Raw genomic sequence first — 18,953 nt, forward strand, 5'->3', positions numbered from 1 at the left:
CACTACCTCCACTGCGGCATCCTGTGGCCCATCCTAGCCGTTCAAGCCGTCGGCGGCCGCGCCGATATGCTGGAACCAGTCCCTGCCAGCCCAGGATTTGCTCCATGACGGACCAGCCCGACCACCGCCCCGCCCCCGGTACTGCCCTTGGGCCGCCGGCACGCGTGCGCGCGGTGGTGGATGACGGGCTGGGTGACCGCGTGGTGCTGCAGGGCGGCGGTGGCGTGGCCCTGCAGCAGCTGTTTGCCGGCGCCGATGCGCCGGAACCGCTGCTGGCCGCGTTCGCCAACGGCATGGCCACCCTGCCCGGCGAACTCGGTGACATGGGCGACCGCCTGCAATCGGCGCAGGCCAGTGCCGATTGGCCGCGCTATGGGCGCGCGATGCGGCAGTTGATCGACAAGTACATCCGCACCATCGAGCAGCATTCACCGGATGGGCAGCCCGAAAGCCTGCGCTTGTCCGAGCAGCTGCGGCTGCTGCTGGGCGGCGCGGTGGTGGCGCTGCTGCAGCACGACCCGGACCTGCGCGAACAGGCGCAGGCGCTGGCCATGCGCCTGCGGCAGTGGCAGCCCGGCACGGCCCTGGAACCGATCGAACAGGGCGTGCGCGAACTCGGCCACCAGGTCGGCGTGCGCGCCGAGAGCTGGCAGGAGCAGCAGGCGCTGCTGCTGGAGCTGTTCGCGCTGCTGCTGGAGAACGTGAGCGAACTGCTGGACGACCGCAGCTGGCTGCAGGGCCAGATCGCTGCGGTGCGCCAGCTGCTGGACGGGCCGCTGGAGGCCGAAGCCGTCGAGCGCACCCGCGCCGAGCTGCGCGAAGTGATCTACAAGCAGGGCCTGCTGCGCCAGGGCATCGACGATTCAAAGGCAGCGATGCGCGGGCTGATGGGCGAGTTCATCGAGCGCATGGATGGCATGGCTGCCAGCACCGGCGAGTACCACGATCGCATCGGCAGCTACGCGTTGCAGCTGCGCGAGGCGCGCAGCATCGCCGACCTCAACCAGCTGCTGCAGGACGTGATGCGCGACACCGGCAAGGTGCAGCAGCAAGCCGCGCAGGCGCGCGACCACCTGGCCAATGCGCGTCAGGAAGTGGAGCTTGCCGAGCAACGCATCGCCAAGCTGGAGCAGGAACTGCGTGCTGCCGGCGATCTGGCCCGCATCGACCCACTGACCCAGGCACTGAACCGCCGTGGCCTGGAAGAACTGCTGCAACGCGAGCTGGCGCGTGCCGCGCGCAACAACTCGCCGCTGGGTGTGGCGATGATCGATATGGACGACTTCCACCAGACCAACGACGCGCACGGCCATGCCGGTGGCGATGCGCTGCTGCAGCACCTGGTGTCCGTATGCAAACTGCTGCTGCGCGCCACCGATGGCATCGCCCGGCTGGGCGGCGACGAGTTCGTGCTGGTGCTGCCGGAAACCCAGGGCGCCGACAGCATGGCCACCGTGCAGCGCCTGCAGCGCTCGCTGGCGCACCGCGTGCTGACGGTGCAGGATCGGCGCGTGCCGGTGCATTTCAGTGCGGGGTTGGCCCAATGGCAGCCCGGCGACGACGCCGAGGCGCTGCTGCGGCGCGCCGATGATGCCCTGTACGCGGCCAAGCGACAGGGCAAGAACCGGGTGCAGGCGGGATAGCGCCCGGCGCCCGTGAACCGCTTCGGTAGGTGCCAACCTTGGTTGGCACGTGCGGGAAGCAAAGCACCGACCAAGGTCGGCCCCTATCGGGGAATCCGTCGCCGCTTATTTCCCGCGCAGCTTCTGGAAGCCGCTCACCGCAGCCAGCACGATGGCACCGGCGATGATGCCGACCACCATGTTGCCGACCGCACCGATCAACCAGCCCCACTGGCCCTCGCCACCCAGTGCCTGCACCGCGTGATGCAGTGCCGGCACGTTGTGCGCCAGGATGCCGCCACCGACCAGGAACATGGCGATGGTGCCGGCCACCGACAGGAACTTCATCAGCCACGGTGCAGAGGCGACCAGGCCGCGACCGAACGCCGCAATTGCGCCGCCCTTGCGCGACAGGTACAGGCCCACGTCATCGAGCTTGACGATGCCCGCCACCAGTCCGTAGACGAAGATCGTCATTGCCAGTGCGACCACCGCCAGCGTCAGCAGCTGGTTGGTGAAGGTCGCGGTGGCCACCACGCCCAGGGTCAACACGATGATCTCGGCCGAGAGGATGAAGTCGGTGCGGATCGCCCCCTTCACCTTGTCTTTCTCCCACGCCACCATGTCCACCTGCGCGTCGGCCAGCGCCTTGCGCCGCTCGGCCTGGCGCTCGGCGTCGTCATCGGATGAGTGCAGGAAGCGGTGTGCCAGTTTCTCCACGCCTTCAAAGCACAGGAAGGCGCCACCGATCATCATCAACGGCACGATCAACGGCACATTCCAGCCACGGCTGTGCAACCACGCCTCCAGTGCACTGATCGCCAGCGCGGCCGGCACCAGGATCACCTTGTTGACCAGCGATCCCTTGGCCACCGCCCACACCACCGGCAGCTCGCGGTTGGCGTTGACCCCGGTCACCTGCTGCGCGTTCAGCGCCAGGTCGTCGCCCAGTACGCCGGCGGTTTTCTTCGCCGCGACCTTGGTCAGCACCGAGACATCGTCCAGCAGGGAGGCGATATCGTCGAGCAGGGCGAACAGGCTGGCACCGGCCATGGGGCATCCAAGTGAGGGAATGAGCGGATTCTGACCGATACCGGGGCCGCTGCGGAAGCGGCCGGATTCACCGCGTGCCTACCGCCCCCCGGCGACACTGCGGAATCTGGACATTGCCGGCCAGCGGCCGGCACTACCAACTTTGTCGCATGGGAGTGTCGCTTGAGCAATCCGCCCACCGCCAATGGCAATCCCCCGCTGGTCAAGGGCATGAACCGGCGCAGCCAGATCCTGCGCCTGCTGATGCGCTACCGCCATTCGGGGGTGTTCTCGGGCATGAACCTGGACGCCGCCAGCCACCAGGCCGACGTGCCCGCCGACGGCAACCCGGAACAGTTCGTCAGCGACCTGGAAGCCCTGGGGCCGACCTTCGTCAAACTGGGCCAGATGCTGTCCACCCGCCCGGACATGGTGCCTGTGGAATTCGCCACCGCGCTGGAGCGCATGCAGGAAAAGGTGGCCGAGATCCCGGTCGAGCGCATCCATGCCATCGTCGAGCAGGAACTGGGTGCGCCGGTGAACAAGCTGTTCGCTTCGTTCGATCCCGAGCCGCTGGGCTGCGCGTCGATCGCGCAGGTGCACCGCGCGGTGCTGCACGATGGCCGGCAGGTGGCGGTGAAGGTACAGAAGCCCGAGGTGGCCGCGCAGCTGCGTTCGGACCTGGAGGCGCTGCGCAGCTTCGCGCTGGCCGCCGACCACCTGACCCAGGTGGGCCGCCGCGTGCGCCTGCGCGACTGGCTCAACGAGTTCGCCAAGACCCTGATGCAGGAGTTGGACTACCACGCCGAGGCCGAGAACCTGGCGCGCTTCGGCCGGCACCTGAAGCCGTTCCGCCGGCTGTGGATTCCGCAGCCGCTGTGGGATTACAGCAGCCAGCGCGTGCTGACCATGGAACTGGCTACCGGCGTGCGCGTGGACGCGATTCCCGATGTGCGCCGCACCGAGCAATCGATGGACCCGCTGGCCGCGGCGCTGATCCGTGGCTACCTGGACCAGATCTTCGTGCACGGCGAGATCCATGCCGATCCGCACCCGGGCAACCTGCGGGTGATGCCCGACGGGCGGCTGGCGATCTTCGACCTGGGCATGGTCGCGCACATGCCGCCGCGCCTGCGCGAGCGGCTGCTGAAGATCCTGTTCGCCGCCGTGGATGGCCGCGGCGAAGAAGTGGCCGACGACCTGATCAGCATCAGCACCCGGCTGGAGGCGTTCGACGAGGAGCGCTACCTGCGCGAGACCGGCCAGTTGATTGCGCGCTACGCCGCCAGCGGCAGCTTCTCCGAGGGCCGCGTGGTGCTGGACATGGTGCGCATCGCCACCGCCTGCGGCCTGCGCACGCCGCCGGAGCTGAGCCTGCTGGGCAAGGCGCTGCTCAACCTGGAAACCGTGTGCCGGCTGCTGGCACCCGAGCTGGAAACCCGCCGCATCGTCGAGCGCCAGCTGCAGCACGTCATGCGCGCGCGCCTGAAGAAATCGCTGTCGGCCGCCAACATCGCCAGCGAAGCAATGGAGCTGCAGCAGCTGCTGCGCGATGGGCCGCGCAAGCTGTCGGACATCATGGCGCTGCTTGCCGAGAACCGCCTGCAGATGAAGGTGACCGGGCTGGAAGAATCACGGTTGATGGAGAACCTGCAGAAGATCGCCAACCGCGTGGCGGCCGGCATCATCAGCGCGGCGCTGATCATGGCCGCCGCGATGATGATGAAGATCGACACCGGCTGGCACCTGTTCGGCTACCCGCTCATCGCGCTGATCCTGCTGTTGATCGGCGTGGTGCTCGGACTGGGCATCGTGACCAGCGCACTGCTGTTCGATCGTCGCGCGCGGGCACGCGAGGAGCGCGGCCACCGTTAGCGCATCCACTGAAACCGCCGTATTCATGCGGTTTTTAATGCAATCCAACGAAGCCTTTCACGCTCGTTTTACCTTCCGGGCGTGATTGCGCGCGCGTCATTTCAACAAACATTTCAGTCAGGTTCGTGCATGCACTATCGGGTCATCGGCCTGTCATGTGGATGTGCTTGCGGCAGCGCCGGTCGGATGGACACGCGTCGGTACGACGTCCATCACCACCACCCCGTCACTGCCGAAGCTGCCTATGCTCTGGATACTGCTGCTGTCGTTGTTGCTGCTGTGCTGGTTGTTCCTCGCGTCCGACAAGTGGGTGTGGTGGAAGGCCGGTGCGTTCTCGCTGCTGCTGCTTGCACTCAGTGCGTGGTGGTTGATCGACAAGCTGTCCGGTGATGGGCTCAATGCCGCCACCCTGTACCACCTGGGCGCCGACATGGAAGGCGCTGGCGTCGCCGACTTCAAGGGCTATATCGCCGGTTTCATCGTGCTGGCGCTGGTCTCGCTGCTGCCGCTGATTGCCACGCGGGTGAAGCGCTGGCGCCGGCCCGGCCACGGTGCTGCCTGGTTTGCAGGCTTCGCGGCAGTGTGGGTGGCCACGATCATGATCAGCCCGCTGGCGCGCGACGGCCAGCGCCTGTACCAGCAGTTGCGCCCGGTCGATTTCGCCCGCATCGCACCCGAATACCAGGTGCCGACGCAGCCATTGCAGCGCCCGCGCAACATCGTCTGGATCTACGGCGAAAGCCTGGAGCGCACCTACCTGGACGAGAACGTGTTTCCGGGCCTGATGCCCAACCTCAACCGCCTGGCGTCCGAGTCGCTGGACGTGCGTGGGCTGGCCTCGGCCGAGGGCAGCGGCTGGACCATCGCCGGCCTGGTGTCGTCGATGTGCGGCGTGCCGCTGACCACCTCGCAGGGCGACGAGAACAGCATGGACCGCATGGGCAGCTTCCTGCCCAAGGCCGTGTGCTTGGGCGACTACCTGAAGCAGCAGGGCTACACCAATCATTACCTGGGCGGCGCCAACGGCCAGTTCGCCGGCAAGGGCCAGTTCCTGGCCAACCACGGTTTCGATGAAGTGCACGACCTGGCGTGGTTCAAGCAGCAGAAGAAGATCGGCCGCATCCACTACTCGGCCTGGGGCGTGCACGACGACGTACTGCTGGACACCGCCTACCAGCGCTTTGAACAGCTCTCGCGTGCGGGCTCACCGTTCATGCTGACCACGCTTACGATGGACACCCATCATCCCGCCGGCCACCTGCCGGTATCGTGCAAGGGCGAGCGCTACCAGAGCCAGTACGGCAACATCAACATGCTCAACGCGCTCAAGTGCAGCGACCGGCTGATCTCGCAGCTGGTGCAGCGCATTCAGGCCAGCCCGTACGGCAAGGACACGCTGATCGTGATCGCCTCCGACCACCTGGCGATGCCCAACGATCTGACCCATATCCTGACCCGGCAGAAGCGCGAGAACCTGCTGCTGTTCCTCGGCGACGGCGTGGCACCGCGCCAGCTGGCGGTGGAGGACGGTTCGACGCTCGATTCCGGCGCGACCCTGCTCAGCCTGCTCGACCCGAAGCTGCAGACCATGGGCTTTGGCCGCTCGCTGCTGGATGAAGAGCGCGCACCGAGTGCCAGCGTGGCCGCACACCGCGACGGCGGCCGCGACTATCCGCAGTACCTCGCCTTCGCGCGTTCACTGTGGCTGGGCGAACCGACCCGCGAACTGAAGATCGATGGCGATGACCAGGTGGTGGTCGGCCTGCAGCACGTGCAGCCGCCGGTGCTGCTGGAGTACGACAAGGACTGGGGCCTGAAGTCGGTGTACCTGGAAAACACCTCGCGCCAGTTCGATGACGCGAACCCGGACAACACCCTGGCCTACGTCGACCGCTGTACCGCGTTCGAGGACGGCTCGGCCGACGGCGACTGGTGCGCCCTGCTGGTCAACCGCGACAATGGCATCAAGCTCTACCGCGACAATGACCTGCGCGGCGGCATCGCGGTGGATGCACCACTGGACGCCTTCCAGGGCCCGCGCCCGAGCGTGCGCCAGGCGCACATGATCACCCAGAAGGGCCGCCGCACCCGTGCCGGCCAGTACATGCTGCAGCTGGTGGCGAGCACGCGCCCGGATCGCGGTTTCTGGATCGAGGCGGTGTCCTCGCAGCGCAAGGTGGTATTGGCGCAGCAGTGGGTACAGCCTGATGCCAACGGCAAGATCAACGTGTCCTTCGGGCTGGACCACGAAGTGGATGATCTGGAGATCCGTGCGTGGTTGAACCATGCCGAGAAGCTGGCGGTGGATACGTTCGCACTGGTGCCCTCGCGCAGCCGGCCGCGCGGGTAGGGTTCTTTGCAGGGCCTGCGGCCCTGCACCTGCTACAAGCAACGGCAACATCAAGAGCGGGCAGTCCGTGGGTTGGCGGGGCGGTGTCGACCTTGGTCGACACGTCTCTCAGATATCGAAATCAATCTGGGGTCAGATCCGTTTTCCTCCGGAAAACGGATCTGACCCCCAAGAGCATTTCCGACAGATCGCGGCCATCTGTCAAAGGCGGGGTGGGTCCGGTTGCGGGGGTGTCCGCGGCATGGATGCCGCGGCCAAGCCCCCATGGACGGGTTTACGGCGTCCCCCGCAACCGGACCCACCCCGCCATCCCACGGAATGCACGCTGTTGCTGTTGCTGTTGCGTTTGCTCTAGCCCGTAGCGGGTGCAGGGCGCAGCCCTGCAAAGAAACCCCTACTCCTGTGGATCGCGGGTGATGTGGATGTCGGTCGGGGTCGACAGCGGAATGTTCCGCTCCGCCAGGATCTGCAGCAGGCTGAAGTACAGATCGCTGCGGGTGGCATAAACCTGCCGCGGGCTGGCCACGTACGCAAAGCTGTTGATGGTGATCTGGCCACCGGCAATGCTGTCGATGTAGACCGTCGGCGCCGGCTGCTTCAGCACGTTGGTATGCGCGGTGTACGCATCCAGCAGCGCCTGGCGCAGATTGCCGACATCGGTGCTGGGCGGCACTGCGAACTGGATCTGGATGCGGCCCTGGTTGTTGCCCATCGTCATGTTGCGCACGGTCTTGGTGACCAGCTCGGAGTTGGGCACGATCAACGTCGACTTGTCGCCCACCTGGATTTCGGTCGAGCGCAGGCTGATGCGGCGGATGTCGCCTTCCTGGTCGCCCAGCTTCACCCAGTCACCGATCTTCACCGGGCGCTCGGCCAGCAGGATCAGGCCGGACACGAAGTTCTGTGTGATCACCTGCAGGCCGAAGCCGATACCTACCGACAGCGCGCTGACCAGCAACGCCAGCTTGCTCAGCTGGAGGCCCATGGCCGACAGCGCCCAGATCACCGCGATGATGATGCCCACGTAACGGGCGACGGTACTGACCGAGTTGCGTGCGCCCAGGTCCAACTCGGTCTTGGGCAGGTAGGTGTCGGTCAGCCAGCGCTGCACCAGCTGAGTGATTGCCAGGCCGGCCAGCAGCACCAGCACCGCCAGCACGATCCCCATCGGCTTCAACGTGGTTCCGCCCAGCGGAATGCCGGTCGTGAGCAACGAAGCGAACCGCTCCACCACTGCGCCGATGTTGCCGAACGGCGCCACCAGCGCCAACAGTGCGATCAGCACGACAATGGTGCGCAGCGCCGCCGACAGCAGCACGCCGGCCTGCTCAAGCCGCGACACGCTCAGCCCGGTGCTGAGCAGGATGGTCTGGCCAACCTTGCTGTCGGCATTGAGCATCCAGGTGCTCAGGTCATCGACGAACTTGAACAGCAGCGTCGCCGCCAGCACCACGATGCTGCCGCCGATCAGCTGCTGGTTCACGAACTTGGCGAAATTCAGATAGCCCAGCAACGTGGCGATGATGGCCGCCACCACCGCGATGTTGCCTGCCACGCGTGCCAGCACCAGCCAGCTGCTGCGCCGCACCGGCGTGCTCGCGCCCACACCTTCGGCCTGCGCTTCCAGTTTGGCTTCGGCCTCGGCGGTCTGCCGCCGATGCAGGCGTGCCAGCGTCACCAGCATGGCCATGATCAGGCCCAGGTAGGTCAGCGCGATCACACCGTCCAGCGCCACCGTGGTGACATCGCTGGTGCGCGTGGCCTGGTCGATGGCCACCAGCACCGTGCTCAGCCAGGCCAGCGCCGCCGCGCCCCAGGCGTACTTGCGCAACTTCAGCGCGGCGGTGTCATCCAGGTTCAGCAACCGCCACGAGGGCCGCGACGGCACCAGCAGGCAGGCACTGAGCGCGGCGATGAACGCGGCGGCGAAGGTGGCCTGCTGCACGCCGTCGGCCACGTTCTGCAGGCGCGGCGCAATCGCACCGATGGCGTTGAGCGAGGCGATGAACACCACCACCGCATAGCCGGGCAGCAGCGTGCCCACCAGCAACAGCCACATGGCCAGCCCGGAACGGCGCAGGCGGCCATCGGGCGCGCGGTCCGACGCAGCGAACTGCCGCCCCAGGCGGCGTAGCCACAATCGCAGCGGGAACATCATCACCAGCGCGGCCACCAGGCCCAGCAACGGCGTGCCCCAACCATTGGCGCGGATACCGGCGACGAACGCATCGCGTCCCTGCTCTGCCAACGGCGCAACCCGTGCGATATCGATCGGCAGGCGCTCGGCCACCTTGCTCCACAGCGCAGGCGACAGCGGCGAGGCGACCTTCTGCCCCAGCTCCTCGGTGCGTTGTGCGGCGCGTTGCTGGTCGATGTCGGTCGCCAGCTGCTGGGCGCGCACGGCACTGGCCTTGGCCTGGGCCACCGATGCGGCCAAGCCGTCGCGCTGCTTGTTGAGGGTGCGCCGTTGCGCCGCCAGTTCGGGCGGCTCGATGGCGCCCTCGGCCGGCGTGCCCAGCTGTGCCAGCTGCTCGTCGAGGCGGTCCAGCTGCGGCTGCAGCGACTTCTCCAGCGCCTCGGCGTCACGTCGCGCTTTCGAAGCGTCCTCGGACAACATGGCCAATGTTTCGATGGCCGCAGCATCACCACGCTTGCGGTCGACTTCCTTCAGCTTCGCATCGATATCCGCCAGCTGCTGTTTCGGCGTGGGGTCCTCGTCCTGCGCCAGCACCGGCGCGGACAGCAGGAAGACGCTGCACAGCAACAGGGCCAGCCAGGGGCCCCGTGCACGGATCGATCGCAGGAAAGAAGACACGCCAGCCACACCGGTTCGCGCGGACCACCGCGCCTGCGCGCGACTATACGGCACAGGCGATAAAGGGCGGGTGGGCAGCCCCAACAGCGTCGAGTGTCAGTACTTCAGGCGCAACTCTTCCACCGTGGGCTGCTGCAGCGCGTACCAGTCCTGGAACTCTTCCTCGGTGATCTCGTCGGGCGCATACACCGCCACCGGGTGCCAGTCGTGGTCGGTCGGCAACGGCTGGCGCGGGCCGGCGCGCAGGCTGTAGCTCACGCCTTCGTAGTCGACCAGGTCATCGACCTGCGGCCACTGTTCGCGCGCGAACGCGGATTCACTCTTCAACAGGATCACCTGGTACATCGGCACCTCCACCTCGGTTGGATCAGGAAAACACGGCGCTGGCGGCAGGATACCGCCACGCCGATGACAACGTGCACTCCGCCGGGGCGACGGAACGTTCTGGACACGGCCATCGCCCCGGCTTCACCCGCCCATGGCAAGGCCATCGGCATCGTGGAGGCCCACCCCTGCCACTACGCCGATGACCGACCACCCACCGCTGAAGACCGTCGCCGACCTCAAGCTGCCCCGCTACCTGGGCACCTGGTACGAGATCGCGCGCCTGCCGATGCGCCACGAGCCGGAAGGCTGCACCGACGTGTCGGCGCACTACACCCTGCTCGACAACGGCAACGTCGGCGTCACCAACCGCTGCCGCATGGACGGCGAGATCGAGGAAGCCAGCGGCGAGGCCTGTGCCGTCGACAACGACAGCGCGCGCCTGGAAGTGAGCTTCCTGCCCAAGGGCCTGCGCTGGCTGCCGTTCGCCAAGGGCGACTACTGGGTGATCCAGATCGCGCCGGACTACAGCGTGTCGCTGGTCGGCAGCCCGGACCGCAGGTACCTGTGGCTGCTGGCGCGCGAGCCGCGGCTGGACGCGACCGTGCAGGACCATTATCTGGCGGCGGCTCGCCTGCAGGGCTTCGATCTGTCCGAACTGATCCAGACCCCGCACACCGGCCACCCCACTGCCTGAGCTTCGTCGCGCATGGACCTGAAAAGTGGCTACCCGTGGTGGGCGGTGCGCAACGGCCTGATCCACGCCTTCCCGCCGTTGCAGCAGGACCTGCGCTGCGACGTGCTGGTGGTCGGCGGCGGCATCACCGGCGCGCTGATCGCCGACGAGCTGTCCCATCACGGGCATGACGTTGCAGTGATCGAGCAGCGCGACATCGGCTGGGGCAGCACCGCCGCCAGCACCGCGCTGCTGCAGTACGAGATCGATACCCACCTGCTGGAACTGACCGAACGCTACGGGCAGGACGCCGCTGCACTGGCGTACCGGGCCTGCGCGGAGGCAATCCCGGCGCTGGGCGACGTGGCTCGTGGCCTGAAGGACGTGGACTTCCAGCGCATGGACAGCCTGTACCTGGCCAGCCGCCATCGCGACGTGCCACGCCTGATGGCCGAGGGCGCCGCGCGGCGGGGCATCGGCCTGGATGCGCGCTGGCTGGGCCCGGAGGTGCTGCGGGAACGCTTCGACGTGGATGCCGGTGGCGCGCTGCTGACCCGCCAGGCGGCACGGGTCGACCCCTACCGGCTGACCTATGCGCTGCTGCAGCGCGTGCGCCGGCGTGGCGGCCACGTGCATGACCGTACCGTGCTGCACACGCTCACGCCGGGCCCGCGAGGCGTGCGTGCGCTGACCGAGGCCGGCGCCACCGTCCACGCCCGCCACGTGGTGCTGGCCATGGGCTATGCCAACCAGCGCTGGCTTGAACAGCGGGTCGCACGCAACCGCAGCAGCTACGCCTTCATCACCGATCCGATCGATGCCGACGTGCTGGGCCGGCTGCGCAACACGATGGTGTGGGAGAGCGCCCGCCCCTATCTGTACCTGCGCGCCACTGGCGACCGCCGCCTGCTGGTGGGCGGGCTGGATGATGCCATCGACATCCCCGCCCGCCGCGACCGGCGCGTAGAGCGCAAGGCCGATAAACTGATGAAACAGCTGCGGCATTGGTTCCCACGGCTGGATCCGGTGCCTGCCTTCTCCTGGGCCGGCACCTTCGCTGAAACGGCCGATGGCCTGCCGTTCTTCGGCCCGCATGCGCAGTGGGGGCCCCGGGTTCATTTCGCCATGGCCTACGGCGGCAACGGCATCACCTACTCGATGATCGGCGCGCAGCTGCTGCGGGCCCGGATCGAGCGGCGGAAGCATGCGCTGGAAGGGCTGTTCGGGTTCGGGCGGTTGTGACCTGCAGCCAGGCATGGCCTGGCTCTACCCCAATCCGGCGCCGACAGGCATCATTCAAGCAACCCCTGCTAGCGTCGGCCTGTACCGCCGCGTGTTGCGTGGCCACCTGTCCGCTGGAGCGCCGTCATGATCCGCCCCCTGACCCTGCTGCTGTGCCTGGCCCTGCCGGGAACCGTGCTGGCCCAGTCCGCTGCCGGCGCCACCGCGCCGCAGGCGGCCGGCCTGGACCTGTCGCTGCCGCAGGCGCCGATGCGCTACCTCAACGACCCGGCCCTGCAGCAGGACCCGCCCGGCACCTACTACGGCGACAAGAGCGGCCCGCGCGTGCACGACGACGCCAGGATCGCCGACGTGACCGACGACAAGGTCAAGGTGTCCGGCAGCTTCACCACCGGCATCGGCTATTCCAAGAACGGTGGCAACAGCCACTACAACGCCGCCACGCTGAACCTCAGCAAGAACTACACCACCGATGAAGGCAAGACCCACGGGGTCAACGTCAACATCCACGTGAGCGAAGGCAAGGGCCCGGGCTTCTTCGGCCCGTACGGCGGCTACTACGGCCGCGGCCCGGGCTGGGATTACCCGCCGCCGTACGGCTGGTAACGCCGACCCTCTAGAGCCGAGCCCATGCTCGGCTGGTAGTCGCACGGTAGCGCCGGCCGCTGGCCGGCGACTCGCGGGGTTGGAAACGATCATGGGTTGCCGGCCAGCGGCCGGCACTACCAGCAGGTCAATCCAGCCAGCCATCGCGCTCGCTGTGCAGGATGCGGCCGTCATATCCGCTCAGGCGCACCTCCACCTTCTGGTTGCGGGCATTGCGCGCTTCCAGCGACCAGGTCGCGCCGTCACGTTCCAGCGAATGGATCTCGCGCAGGCCATGCGCCTGCGCCCGTGCCAGTACCTGCTCGGTGGTCAACAGCGCGCGGCTGCTGTGCTCATCGAAGATCTCGCCGGTCTTCGGGTCCACGTAGACCTCGCTGAAGCGGCCATCGGCACGGCTCACGTCGGCTTCCCACAGGCCGTCATCGCGCTCGATCTCGTGGATCTGGCTGTAGCCGGCCTTGCGCAGGGTCTGTTCGACCTGGGCCATGCCCAGCGGTGCGGCCTGCGCGGCCGGTGCGATGGCCAGCGCAGCGACGGTGGCGAGAGTGAGCGACTTCAACATGGGGGTTCTCCTGTTCGTGGCCGGATCATCCCGGCACCGCCACGATGCATGCCCCGGTTAACAGCGCCTTAGCCGCGGCTGTTAGGCAACGGTTAGTCGCCATCGGCATACTCGCGCCGGTTCCCCTTCCTGGCGCAGTCACGATGCTCCCCACCCTCACCCTGCTGCTGGCCCTGGCCGGCGCCCCGAACGCTGCCGCTCCGACCCAGGACCCGGCGCAGCAGGTTGCGCGCCGTGCCGTGCAGCAGGGCCGTTATGTGCCGCTGGAAGGCGTGGTGCGTGATGCGCTCCGGCGCTATCCGGGCCAGCTGCTGGAAGTGGAGCTGGACGACGGCGTCTACGAGGTGGAGATCCTGCGCAGCGACGGCGTGGTGGTGGAGCTGGATTATGATGCGCGCAATGGAAAGCTGCTGAAGACGGAGCTGGACGACTGATGCGTATCCTGCTGGCCGAAGACGATGCGGCGCTGGTTCAACGGCTGGTGCCTTTGCTGGAACAGGCCGGCTACGTCGTGCACACGGTGGCCGACGGGCGCCAGGCCGAGGAGATCGGCCAGGTCGAGGACCTGCAGGCCGCGATCGTCGATCTGGGCCTGCCCGGCCTGGACGGGCTGAGCGTGATCGAGCGCTGGCGTGGCAATGGCCGCAGCTTCCCGGTGCTGGTGCTGACCGCACGCGGGCGCTGGCACGACAAACTGGCCGGCTTCGATGCCGGCGCCGACGACTACCTCACCAAGCCCTTCCAGGCCGACGAACTGGTGCTGCGCCTGCGGGCGCTGATCCGCCGCAGCCATGGCCATGCCAGCCCGCGCCTGCAGTGCGGCCCGTTGCAGCTGGACGTCAATGCTGGGCGCTTCGAGCTGGATGGGCAGGCGCTGGCGCTGAGTCCGCAGGAGTTCCGCGTGTTGAGCTACTTCATCCACCACAGCGGCAGCGTGATCAGCCGCGACCGCCTCGGCGAGCAGGTTTTCGAAGGCGGCTACGATCCCGATTCCAACGCGCTGGACGTCCTGCTCGGGCGGGTACGCCGCAAGCTGGGCACCGACCTCATCCATACCGTGCGCGGCCAGGGTTGGCGGCTGGCCGAGGCATGAGCGCGCGCCAGCCTTCGCTGCGCCGCCGGCTGCTGCTGGTCGCGGGCATCGGTCTGGTGCTGGTCTCGGTACTGGCCAGCGTCCTGCTGGGCGAGCTGTTCAAGCGCAGCGCGCGTGACCGCCTCGACCACGAGCTGCAGCAGGACATGCTGACCCTGCTGGCGCAGGCCGAAGTGGACCCGGAAGGGCAGCTGCGCCTGCGCCAGGAACCGAACGACGCCCGCTTCCAGCGGGTGTTCTCCGGTGCGTACTGGCAGATCGCGGACCAGCAGGGCAAGGTGCTGCTGCAGTCGCGCTCGCTGTGGGACCAGACCCTGGCCGCCACCGCCGACGGCCCGACCCAGCGCAACCTGCCCGGGCCGATGCAGCAATCACTGCGCGCCCGCGTGCAGCAGGTGCGCCTGCCCCGTGCGGCACAGGCCTATGTCGCCGTGGTGGCCAACGACCGCAGCGCACTGGATGCCGATGTTGCCGCGTTCCGCCAACGCACCGCGATTGCGCTGGCGGTGCTGGTGGCCGCGTGGCTGGCGGTGCTGGCCAGCCAGGTCCATTTCGGGCTGCGCCCGCTGCGCGGATTGCGCCAGCAGCTTGAGCGCATCCGGCGTGGCGAAGCCGAACGTATCGACCGCCGCCAGCTCGATCTGGAAATCGCACCGCTGGCCGATGAACTGGACGCCCTGCTCGACCACCACCAGCGCATGGTGGCGCGTGCGCGCAGCAGTGCGGAAGATCTCGCCCATGCACTGAAGACGCCCCTGAGCGTGCTGGCCGCCGAGACACAGGGCGACGGCCGCGACTGGCGGCGTACGCTGCACGAACAGGGTGCGCGCATGCGCGCCAGCATCGACCGCTATCTGGCCGCCGGCCTGGCGGTGGACCACCGGCAGCGCAGCGAGGTGGCCCCCGCCGCCGAAGCGCTGTGCCGGCTGATGACCCGCGTGCACGCCGGCCGTGGCATCCACTTCCGGGTGGACGTGGCCCCCGGGCTGGCCTTCGCCGGTGCCGTGACCGATCTGGAAGAAATGCTGGGCAACCTGCTGGACAACGCCGGCAAGTGGGCCCGCCACGATGTGCGGCTGCGCGCCCTGGCCCAGCAGGACCGGCTGCACATTGAAGTGCGCGACGACGGCCCCGGCCTGGACGAGGCGAAGCTGGAGAGCGTGTTGCAGCGTGGCGTACGCCTGGACGAACGGGTGGAAGGCAGCGGCCTGGGGCTGGCCATCGCAGCCGACATCGCCGCCAGCCACGGCGGCTCACTGCGCCTGTCGAACGAAAACCCCGGATTGCGCGCGCGGCTGGAACTGCCGCTGGCGCCGGCTGACTAGGTCGAGGCGGGACGGACCCAGGCGCAGCCGAGCGTGGGCTCGGCTCAGCACGTCACTCATCAGCGGTGGTGCATCCACCAGCAATCGATCGCGTCCAGCACGATGTGGATCATCAACCCGATGCCGAACAACCGCGTCTTCTTCGGCACGCACAGACCGGCATAGACCGCGATGGCCGGCGCGGTGTGAAGCGGGTGGAAGCCGATGCTGCAACGGTTTGGCGCGTAGATCGGATCGGCCAGCAGGTGGTCCAGATCGATGATCCAGCCCAGCAGCATCAGCAGCCACGCCGAAGCGAAACGCTTGCGCCAGAACAGCCATGCCAGCAGGGCTGGCACGGCGGCATGCAGGAACAGATGGAAGATCGCGCGTGCGCTCATCAGGGCCGGCAGCGCCGGGCCATGCCCGGCGTTTCCTTCGACGTCAGACCAGCGGTTCGTCGGACAGGTAGGTGTAACCGGTCAGGCCGGCTTCCAGCGCGTCCGACAGTTCCTGCGCACGTTCCGGCGACAGCTGGGCCTCGGCCACGCGCTGTGCGTAGGTGGCACGCAGTTCGTCCAGGCGGTAGCCCACGTAGTCCAGCATCACGTCGGTGGTATCGCCACGGCGCTGCTGGGTGATGGCATAGCCATCGGCATCGGCCAGCACTTCCACCGCGTCGGTGTCGCCGAACAGGTTGTGGATGTCGCCCAGGATTTCCTGGTAGGCGCCGACCATGAAGAAACCGATGCGATAGCTCTCGCCCGGCTTCATCTTGTGCAGCGGCAGCGAGCTGTCCAGGCTCTCGTTCTCGACGTAGGTTTCCACCATGCCGTCCGAGTCGCAGGTCATGTCGGCGATGATGCCGCGACGGTCCGGGGTTTCGTCCAGGCGCTCGATCGGCACGATCGGGAACACCTGGTCGATCGCCCACACGTCCGGGATCGATTCGAACACGCTGAAGTTGACGAAGTACTTGTCGACCAGCCGCTCGTTCAACTCATCCAGCACCGGGCGGTGGCTCTTCTCGTCATAGCTCAGGCGCGCACGCACGCCGTGGGCGATGGCGTAGAACAGATCGTCGATGCGCGCACGCTGCGGCAGGTCGATCTGGCCCAGCGCGTAGCTGGCCAGGCCTTCGGCGTGGAAGTGCTGTGCTTCCTGGAACAGTTCCACCGCCGGGCGCACGTCCAGCTCGTCGTGGATCTCGCGCAGGTGGCGGATCGCCGCCGGCTCGTCGTCGTGCTGGTCCGGCACGCGGCCTTCCTGCGCCTCTTCCACTTCCGAGACGTTGGCGATCAGCACCGCGTGGTGCGCGGTCATCGCGCGGCCGCACTCGGTGACGATGCGCGGCGGGGTCAGGCCGAACTCTTCGCAGGCATTGGCCAGCGGCTGCACGATGTTGCTGGCGTAGGAATGCAGGCCGTAGTTGATCGAGCAGAAGCTGCGCGAACGGGTGCCTTCGTAATCCACGCCCAGGCCACCGCCCACGTCGACGTGGGTGATCTTCGCGCCCAGGCGCGACAGCTCCACGAAGTAGCGGGTGGCTTCGCGCATGCCGTTGGCGATGTCGCGCACGTTGGAGATCTGCGAGCCCATGTGGAAGTGCAGCAGGTTCAGGCAGTCGGCGTACTCGGTGTCACGCAGCGACTTCCACAGGTCCAGCAGCTGGCGCGGCGACAGGCCGAACTTGGCCTTGTCGCCACCGCTGTTCTGCCACTTGCCGGCGCCCAGCGAGGCCAGGCGCATGCGCACGCCCAGGCCCGGCTTCACGTCCAGCGCCTTGGACTCTTCCAGCACCAGCTTCAGCTCGGACGGCTTCTCGATGACGATGAAAGTCTGCAGGCCCAGCTTGCGGCCGATCAGGGCCAGGCGGATGTACTCGCGGTCCTTGTAACCGTTGCAGACGATCAGGCCACCCGGGCGCGACAGCGCCAGCACGGCCATCAGCTCGGGCTTGCTGCCCGCTTCCAGGCCGAAACCCTCGCCATGGTGGCTGGCCAGGGTGCCGGCCACGCCACGGGTCTGGTTGACCTTGATCGGGTACACGGCGGTGTAGCCGCCACTGTATTCCCAGTCCTGCTGGGCCTGGCCGAAGGCCGCCTGCAGCTTGCCCAGGCGCTGGCCGAGGATGTCCGGGAAGCGCACCAGCAGCGGCAGCTTGGCACCGGCCGCACGCGCCGCATCGACCACCTTGGGCAGCGACACCACCGGGCCGTCCGCCCCGGTCGGTCTCACCACCATGTGCCCGGCCTGATCCACGTCGAAGTAACCGTCCGCCCAATGCGGGATCGAGTAGGTCTTGCGGGCTTGGTCGAGGGACCAATCGGTCATTTCAGTCGGCCTTGTTGGCAATAAAAGGGGGGGCATGATAACGCCTATATGCCCACAGGTTCGTTATCATGCGCGCCCGCGCCCGTGACAGGTTCCAACCTGAACGGGCCGATCCGTCCGGATGTGGCATCTGTGCCACGCGGCCCCGCCCGCCAGCCCGGCTTCACCCCTCCGAACAGGACTGTTTTCCAATGACTGACAGCAACAACTGGTACATCGAACACTTCGAGCGCACCGGCTCGGCCATCGGCTATCGCATCACCGGCAAGCTGGACGAGGTGCAGTCGCCGTTCCAGAAGATCGAGATCTTCCAGACCACCGACTGGGGCAACCTGATGACCATCGACGGGGCCATCATGCTGACCAGCAAGGACAACTTCTTCTACCACGAGATGATCAGCCACCCGGTGCTGTTCACCCACGCCGCGCCCAAGCGCGTGGTGATCATCGGTGGCGGCGACTGCGGCACCCTGCGCGAAGTGCTCAAGCACAAGGGCGTGGAGAGCGTGACCCAGTGCGATATCGACGAGCAGGTCACGGTGATGGCGCGCAAGCACTTCCCGGAACTGTGCGACTCCAACGACGACGCCCGCGCCGAGCTGCTGTTCGACGATGGCGTGGCCTACATGGCCAACTGCCCGGCCGGCAGCGTGGACGTGGTGATCGTGGACTCGACCGATCCGGTCGGCCCGGGCGAAGGCCTGTTCAACAAGGCCTTCTACGAGAGCTGCTTCAAGGCCCTGAAGGACGACGGCATCCTGGTGCAGCAGTCCGAGTCGCCGCTGATGCAGCTGGACCTCATCAACGAAATGCGCACCGAGATGGGCAAGGCCGGCTTCGGCTCGTTCAAGACCCTGCCGTTCCCGCAGCCGTGCTACCCCACCGGCTGGTGGAGCGTGACCATGGCGCGCAAGGGCGACAGCAGCTTCGACTTCCGCCAGGCCGACTCGGCGGCCAAGACCTTCAACACCCTGTACTACACCGCCGCGCTGCACACCGGCGTGCTGGTGACCCCGCCGTTCGTGCAGGCGGCATTGAAGGGTTGATCCAACAAAAAACCCGCGCTGGCAACAGCGCGGGTTTCTGCCTTCTGTAGAGTCGAGCCATGCTCGACTCTA

At 67.4% G+C, this 18,953-nt stretch carries 15 protein-coding genes and 1 pseudogene; 10 read left to right on the plus strand and 6 right to left on the minus strand.

Translation table 11 applies throughout. The features are described 5' to 3' along the window. The first annotated feature begins 104 nt into the window (after nt 1–104). Entirely contained in the window at nt 105–1,643 is a 1,539-nt protein-coding gene (locus QRO93_RS08100) for a GGDEF domain-containing protein (RefSeq protein WP_180878885.1), read from the plus strand. A 105-nt stretch (nt 1,644–1,748) separates the two neighbouring features. Here QRO93_RS08100 and QRO93_RS08105 read toward each other — a convergent pair whose 3' ends face one another. Further along, nucleotides 1,749–2,675 (minus strand): DUF808 domain-containing protein, encoded by a 927-nt coding sequence (locus QRO93_RS08105; protein WP_180878883.1) that lies wholly within the window; start codon nt 2,673–2,675, stop codon nt 1,749–1,751. Nucleotides 2,676–2,882: 207 nt separating this feature from the next. Between QRO93_RS08105 and QRO93_RS08110 the strand changes: the two are divergent. Beyond that, nucleotides 2,883–4,529 (plus strand): annotated as a pseudogene (locus QRO93_RS08110) (ABC1 kinase family protein); the annotation flags it as partial. A gap of 244 nt (nt 4,530–4,773) precedes the next feature. Next, nucleotides 4,774–6,879: a phosphoglycerol transferase I gene (locus tag QRO93_RS08115; protein WP_180878881.1), complete on the plus strand. Its 2,106-nt coding sequence runs from the start codon at nt 4,774–4,776 to the stop codon at nt 6,877–6,879. Nucleotides 6,880–7,273: 394 nt separating this feature from the next. Here the strand turns inward: QRO93_RS08115 and QRO93_RS08120 are convergent, their stop codons facing one another. After that, on the minus strand, nt 7,274–9,703 hold the full coding sequence (locus QRO93_RS08120; RefSeq protein ID WP_180878879.1) for a DUF3772 domain-containing protein: 2,430 nt from the start codon (nt 9,701–9,703) through the stop codon (nt 7,274–7,276). Nucleotides 9,704–9,790: 87 nt separating this feature from the next. Next, the gene (locus QRO93_RS08125; protein WP_006474562.1) at nt 9,791–10,039 is read right to left on the minus strand and encodes a hypothetical protein; all 249 of its coding nucleotides are present in this window, start codon (nt 10,037–10,039) and stop codon (nt 9,791–9,793) included. Between the two features lie 181 nt (nt 10,040–10,220). Here QRO93_RS08125 and QRO93_RS08130 point away from each other — a divergent pair, with 181 nt between their 5' ends. From QRO93_RS08130 to QRO93_RS08140, 3 genes are all read left to right on the plus strand, one after another. After that, nucleotides 10,221–10,715 carry a lipocalin family protein gene (locus tag QRO93_RS08130; protein ID WP_053511756.1) on the plus strand — a complete coding sequence of 165 codons (495 nt, stop codon included), beginning with the start codon at nt 10,221–10,223 and terminating at the stop codon, nt 10,713–10,715. A gap of 12 nt (nt 10,716–10,727) precedes the next feature. Continuing rightward, nucleotides 10,728–11,936 (plus strand): FAD-binding oxidoreductase, encoded by a 1,209-nt coding sequence (locus QRO93_RS08135; RefSeq protein WP_180878877.1) that lies wholly within the window; start codon nt 10,728–10,730, stop codon nt 11,934–11,936. Between the two features lie 126 nt (nt 11,937–12,062). Next, nucleotides 12,063–12,542: a hypothetical protein gene (locus QRO93_RS08140; RefSeq protein ID WP_053451023.1), complete on the plus strand. Its 480-nt coding sequence runs from the start codon at nt 12,063–12,065 to the stop codon at nt 12,540–12,542. 127 nt (nt 12,543–12,669) lie between these two features. On the opposite strand, the gene QRO93_RS08145 is transcribed toward QRO93_RS08140, so the two are convergent. After that, nucleotides 12,670–13,104, minus strand: a complete 435-nt coding sequence (locus QRO93_RS08145) for a PepSY domain-containing protein (protein WP_049456463.1) — start codon at nt 13,102–13,104, stop codon at nt 12,670–12,672. Nucleotides 13,105–13,247: 143 nt separating this feature from the next. Between QRO93_RS08145 and QRO93_RS08150 the strand changes: the two genes are divergently transcribed. From QRO93_RS08150 to QRO93_RS08160, 3 genes are read left to right on the plus strand one after another with little or no spacing between them, the layout of a single operon-like run. After that, nucleotides 13,248–13,538 carry a PepSY domain-containing protein gene (locus QRO93_RS08150; protein WP_180878876.1) on the plus strand — a complete coding sequence of 97 codons (291 nt, stop codon included), beginning with the start codon at nt 13,248–13,250 and terminating at the stop codon, nt 13,536–13,538. Beyond that, nucleotides 13,538–14,197 (plus strand): response regulator transcription factor, encoded by a 660-nt coding sequence (locus QRO93_RS08155; protein WP_053451024.1) that lies wholly within the window; start codon nt 13,538–13,540, stop codon nt 14,195–14,197. Before QRO93_RS08150 ends, QRO93_RS08155 begins: the two co-directional genes overlap by 1 nt. Then, nucleotides 14,194–15,522, plus strand: a complete 1,329-nt coding sequence (locus QRO93_RS08160; RefSeq protein ID WP_053451025.1) for an ATP-binding protein — start codon at nt 14,194–14,196, stop codon at nt 15,520–15,522. Before QRO93_RS08155 ends, QRO93_RS08160 begins: the two co-directional genes overlap by 4 nt. Nucleotides 15,523–15,581: 59 nt before the next feature. On the opposite strand, the gene QRO93_RS08165 is transcribed toward QRO93_RS08160, so the two are convergent. After that, nucleotides 15,582–15,902 (minus strand): DUF6122 family protein, encoded by a 321-nt coding sequence (locus tag QRO93_RS08165; protein WP_006474656.1) that lies wholly within the window; start codon nt 15,900–15,902, stop codon nt 15,582–15,584. A 43-nt stretch (nt 15,903–15,945) separates the two neighbouring features. Beyond that, on the minus strand, nt 15,946–17,835 hold the full coding sequence (gene speA / locus QRO93_RS08170) for an arginine decarboxylase (RefSeq protein ID WP_133935788.1): 1,890 nt from the start codon (nt 17,833–17,835) through the stop codon (nt 15,946–15,948). 191 nt (nt 17,836–18,026) lie between these two features. Here speA and speE point away from each other — a divergent pair, with 191 nt between their 5' ends. Then, complete coding sequence (gene speE / locus QRO93_RS08175) at nt 18,027–18,881, plus strand: polyamine aminopropyltransferase (protein WP_008268330.1); 855 nt, start codon at nt 18,027–18,029, stop codon at nt 18,879–18,881. Nucleotides 18,882–18,953 lie beyond the last annotated feature (72 nt).

Source organism: Stenotrophomonas maltophilia group sp. Smal17, assembly GCF_030237045.1.
GTDB lineage: Bacteria > Pseudomonadota > Gammaproteobacteria > Xanthomonadales > Xanthomonadaceae > Stenotrophomonas > Stenotrophomonas forensis.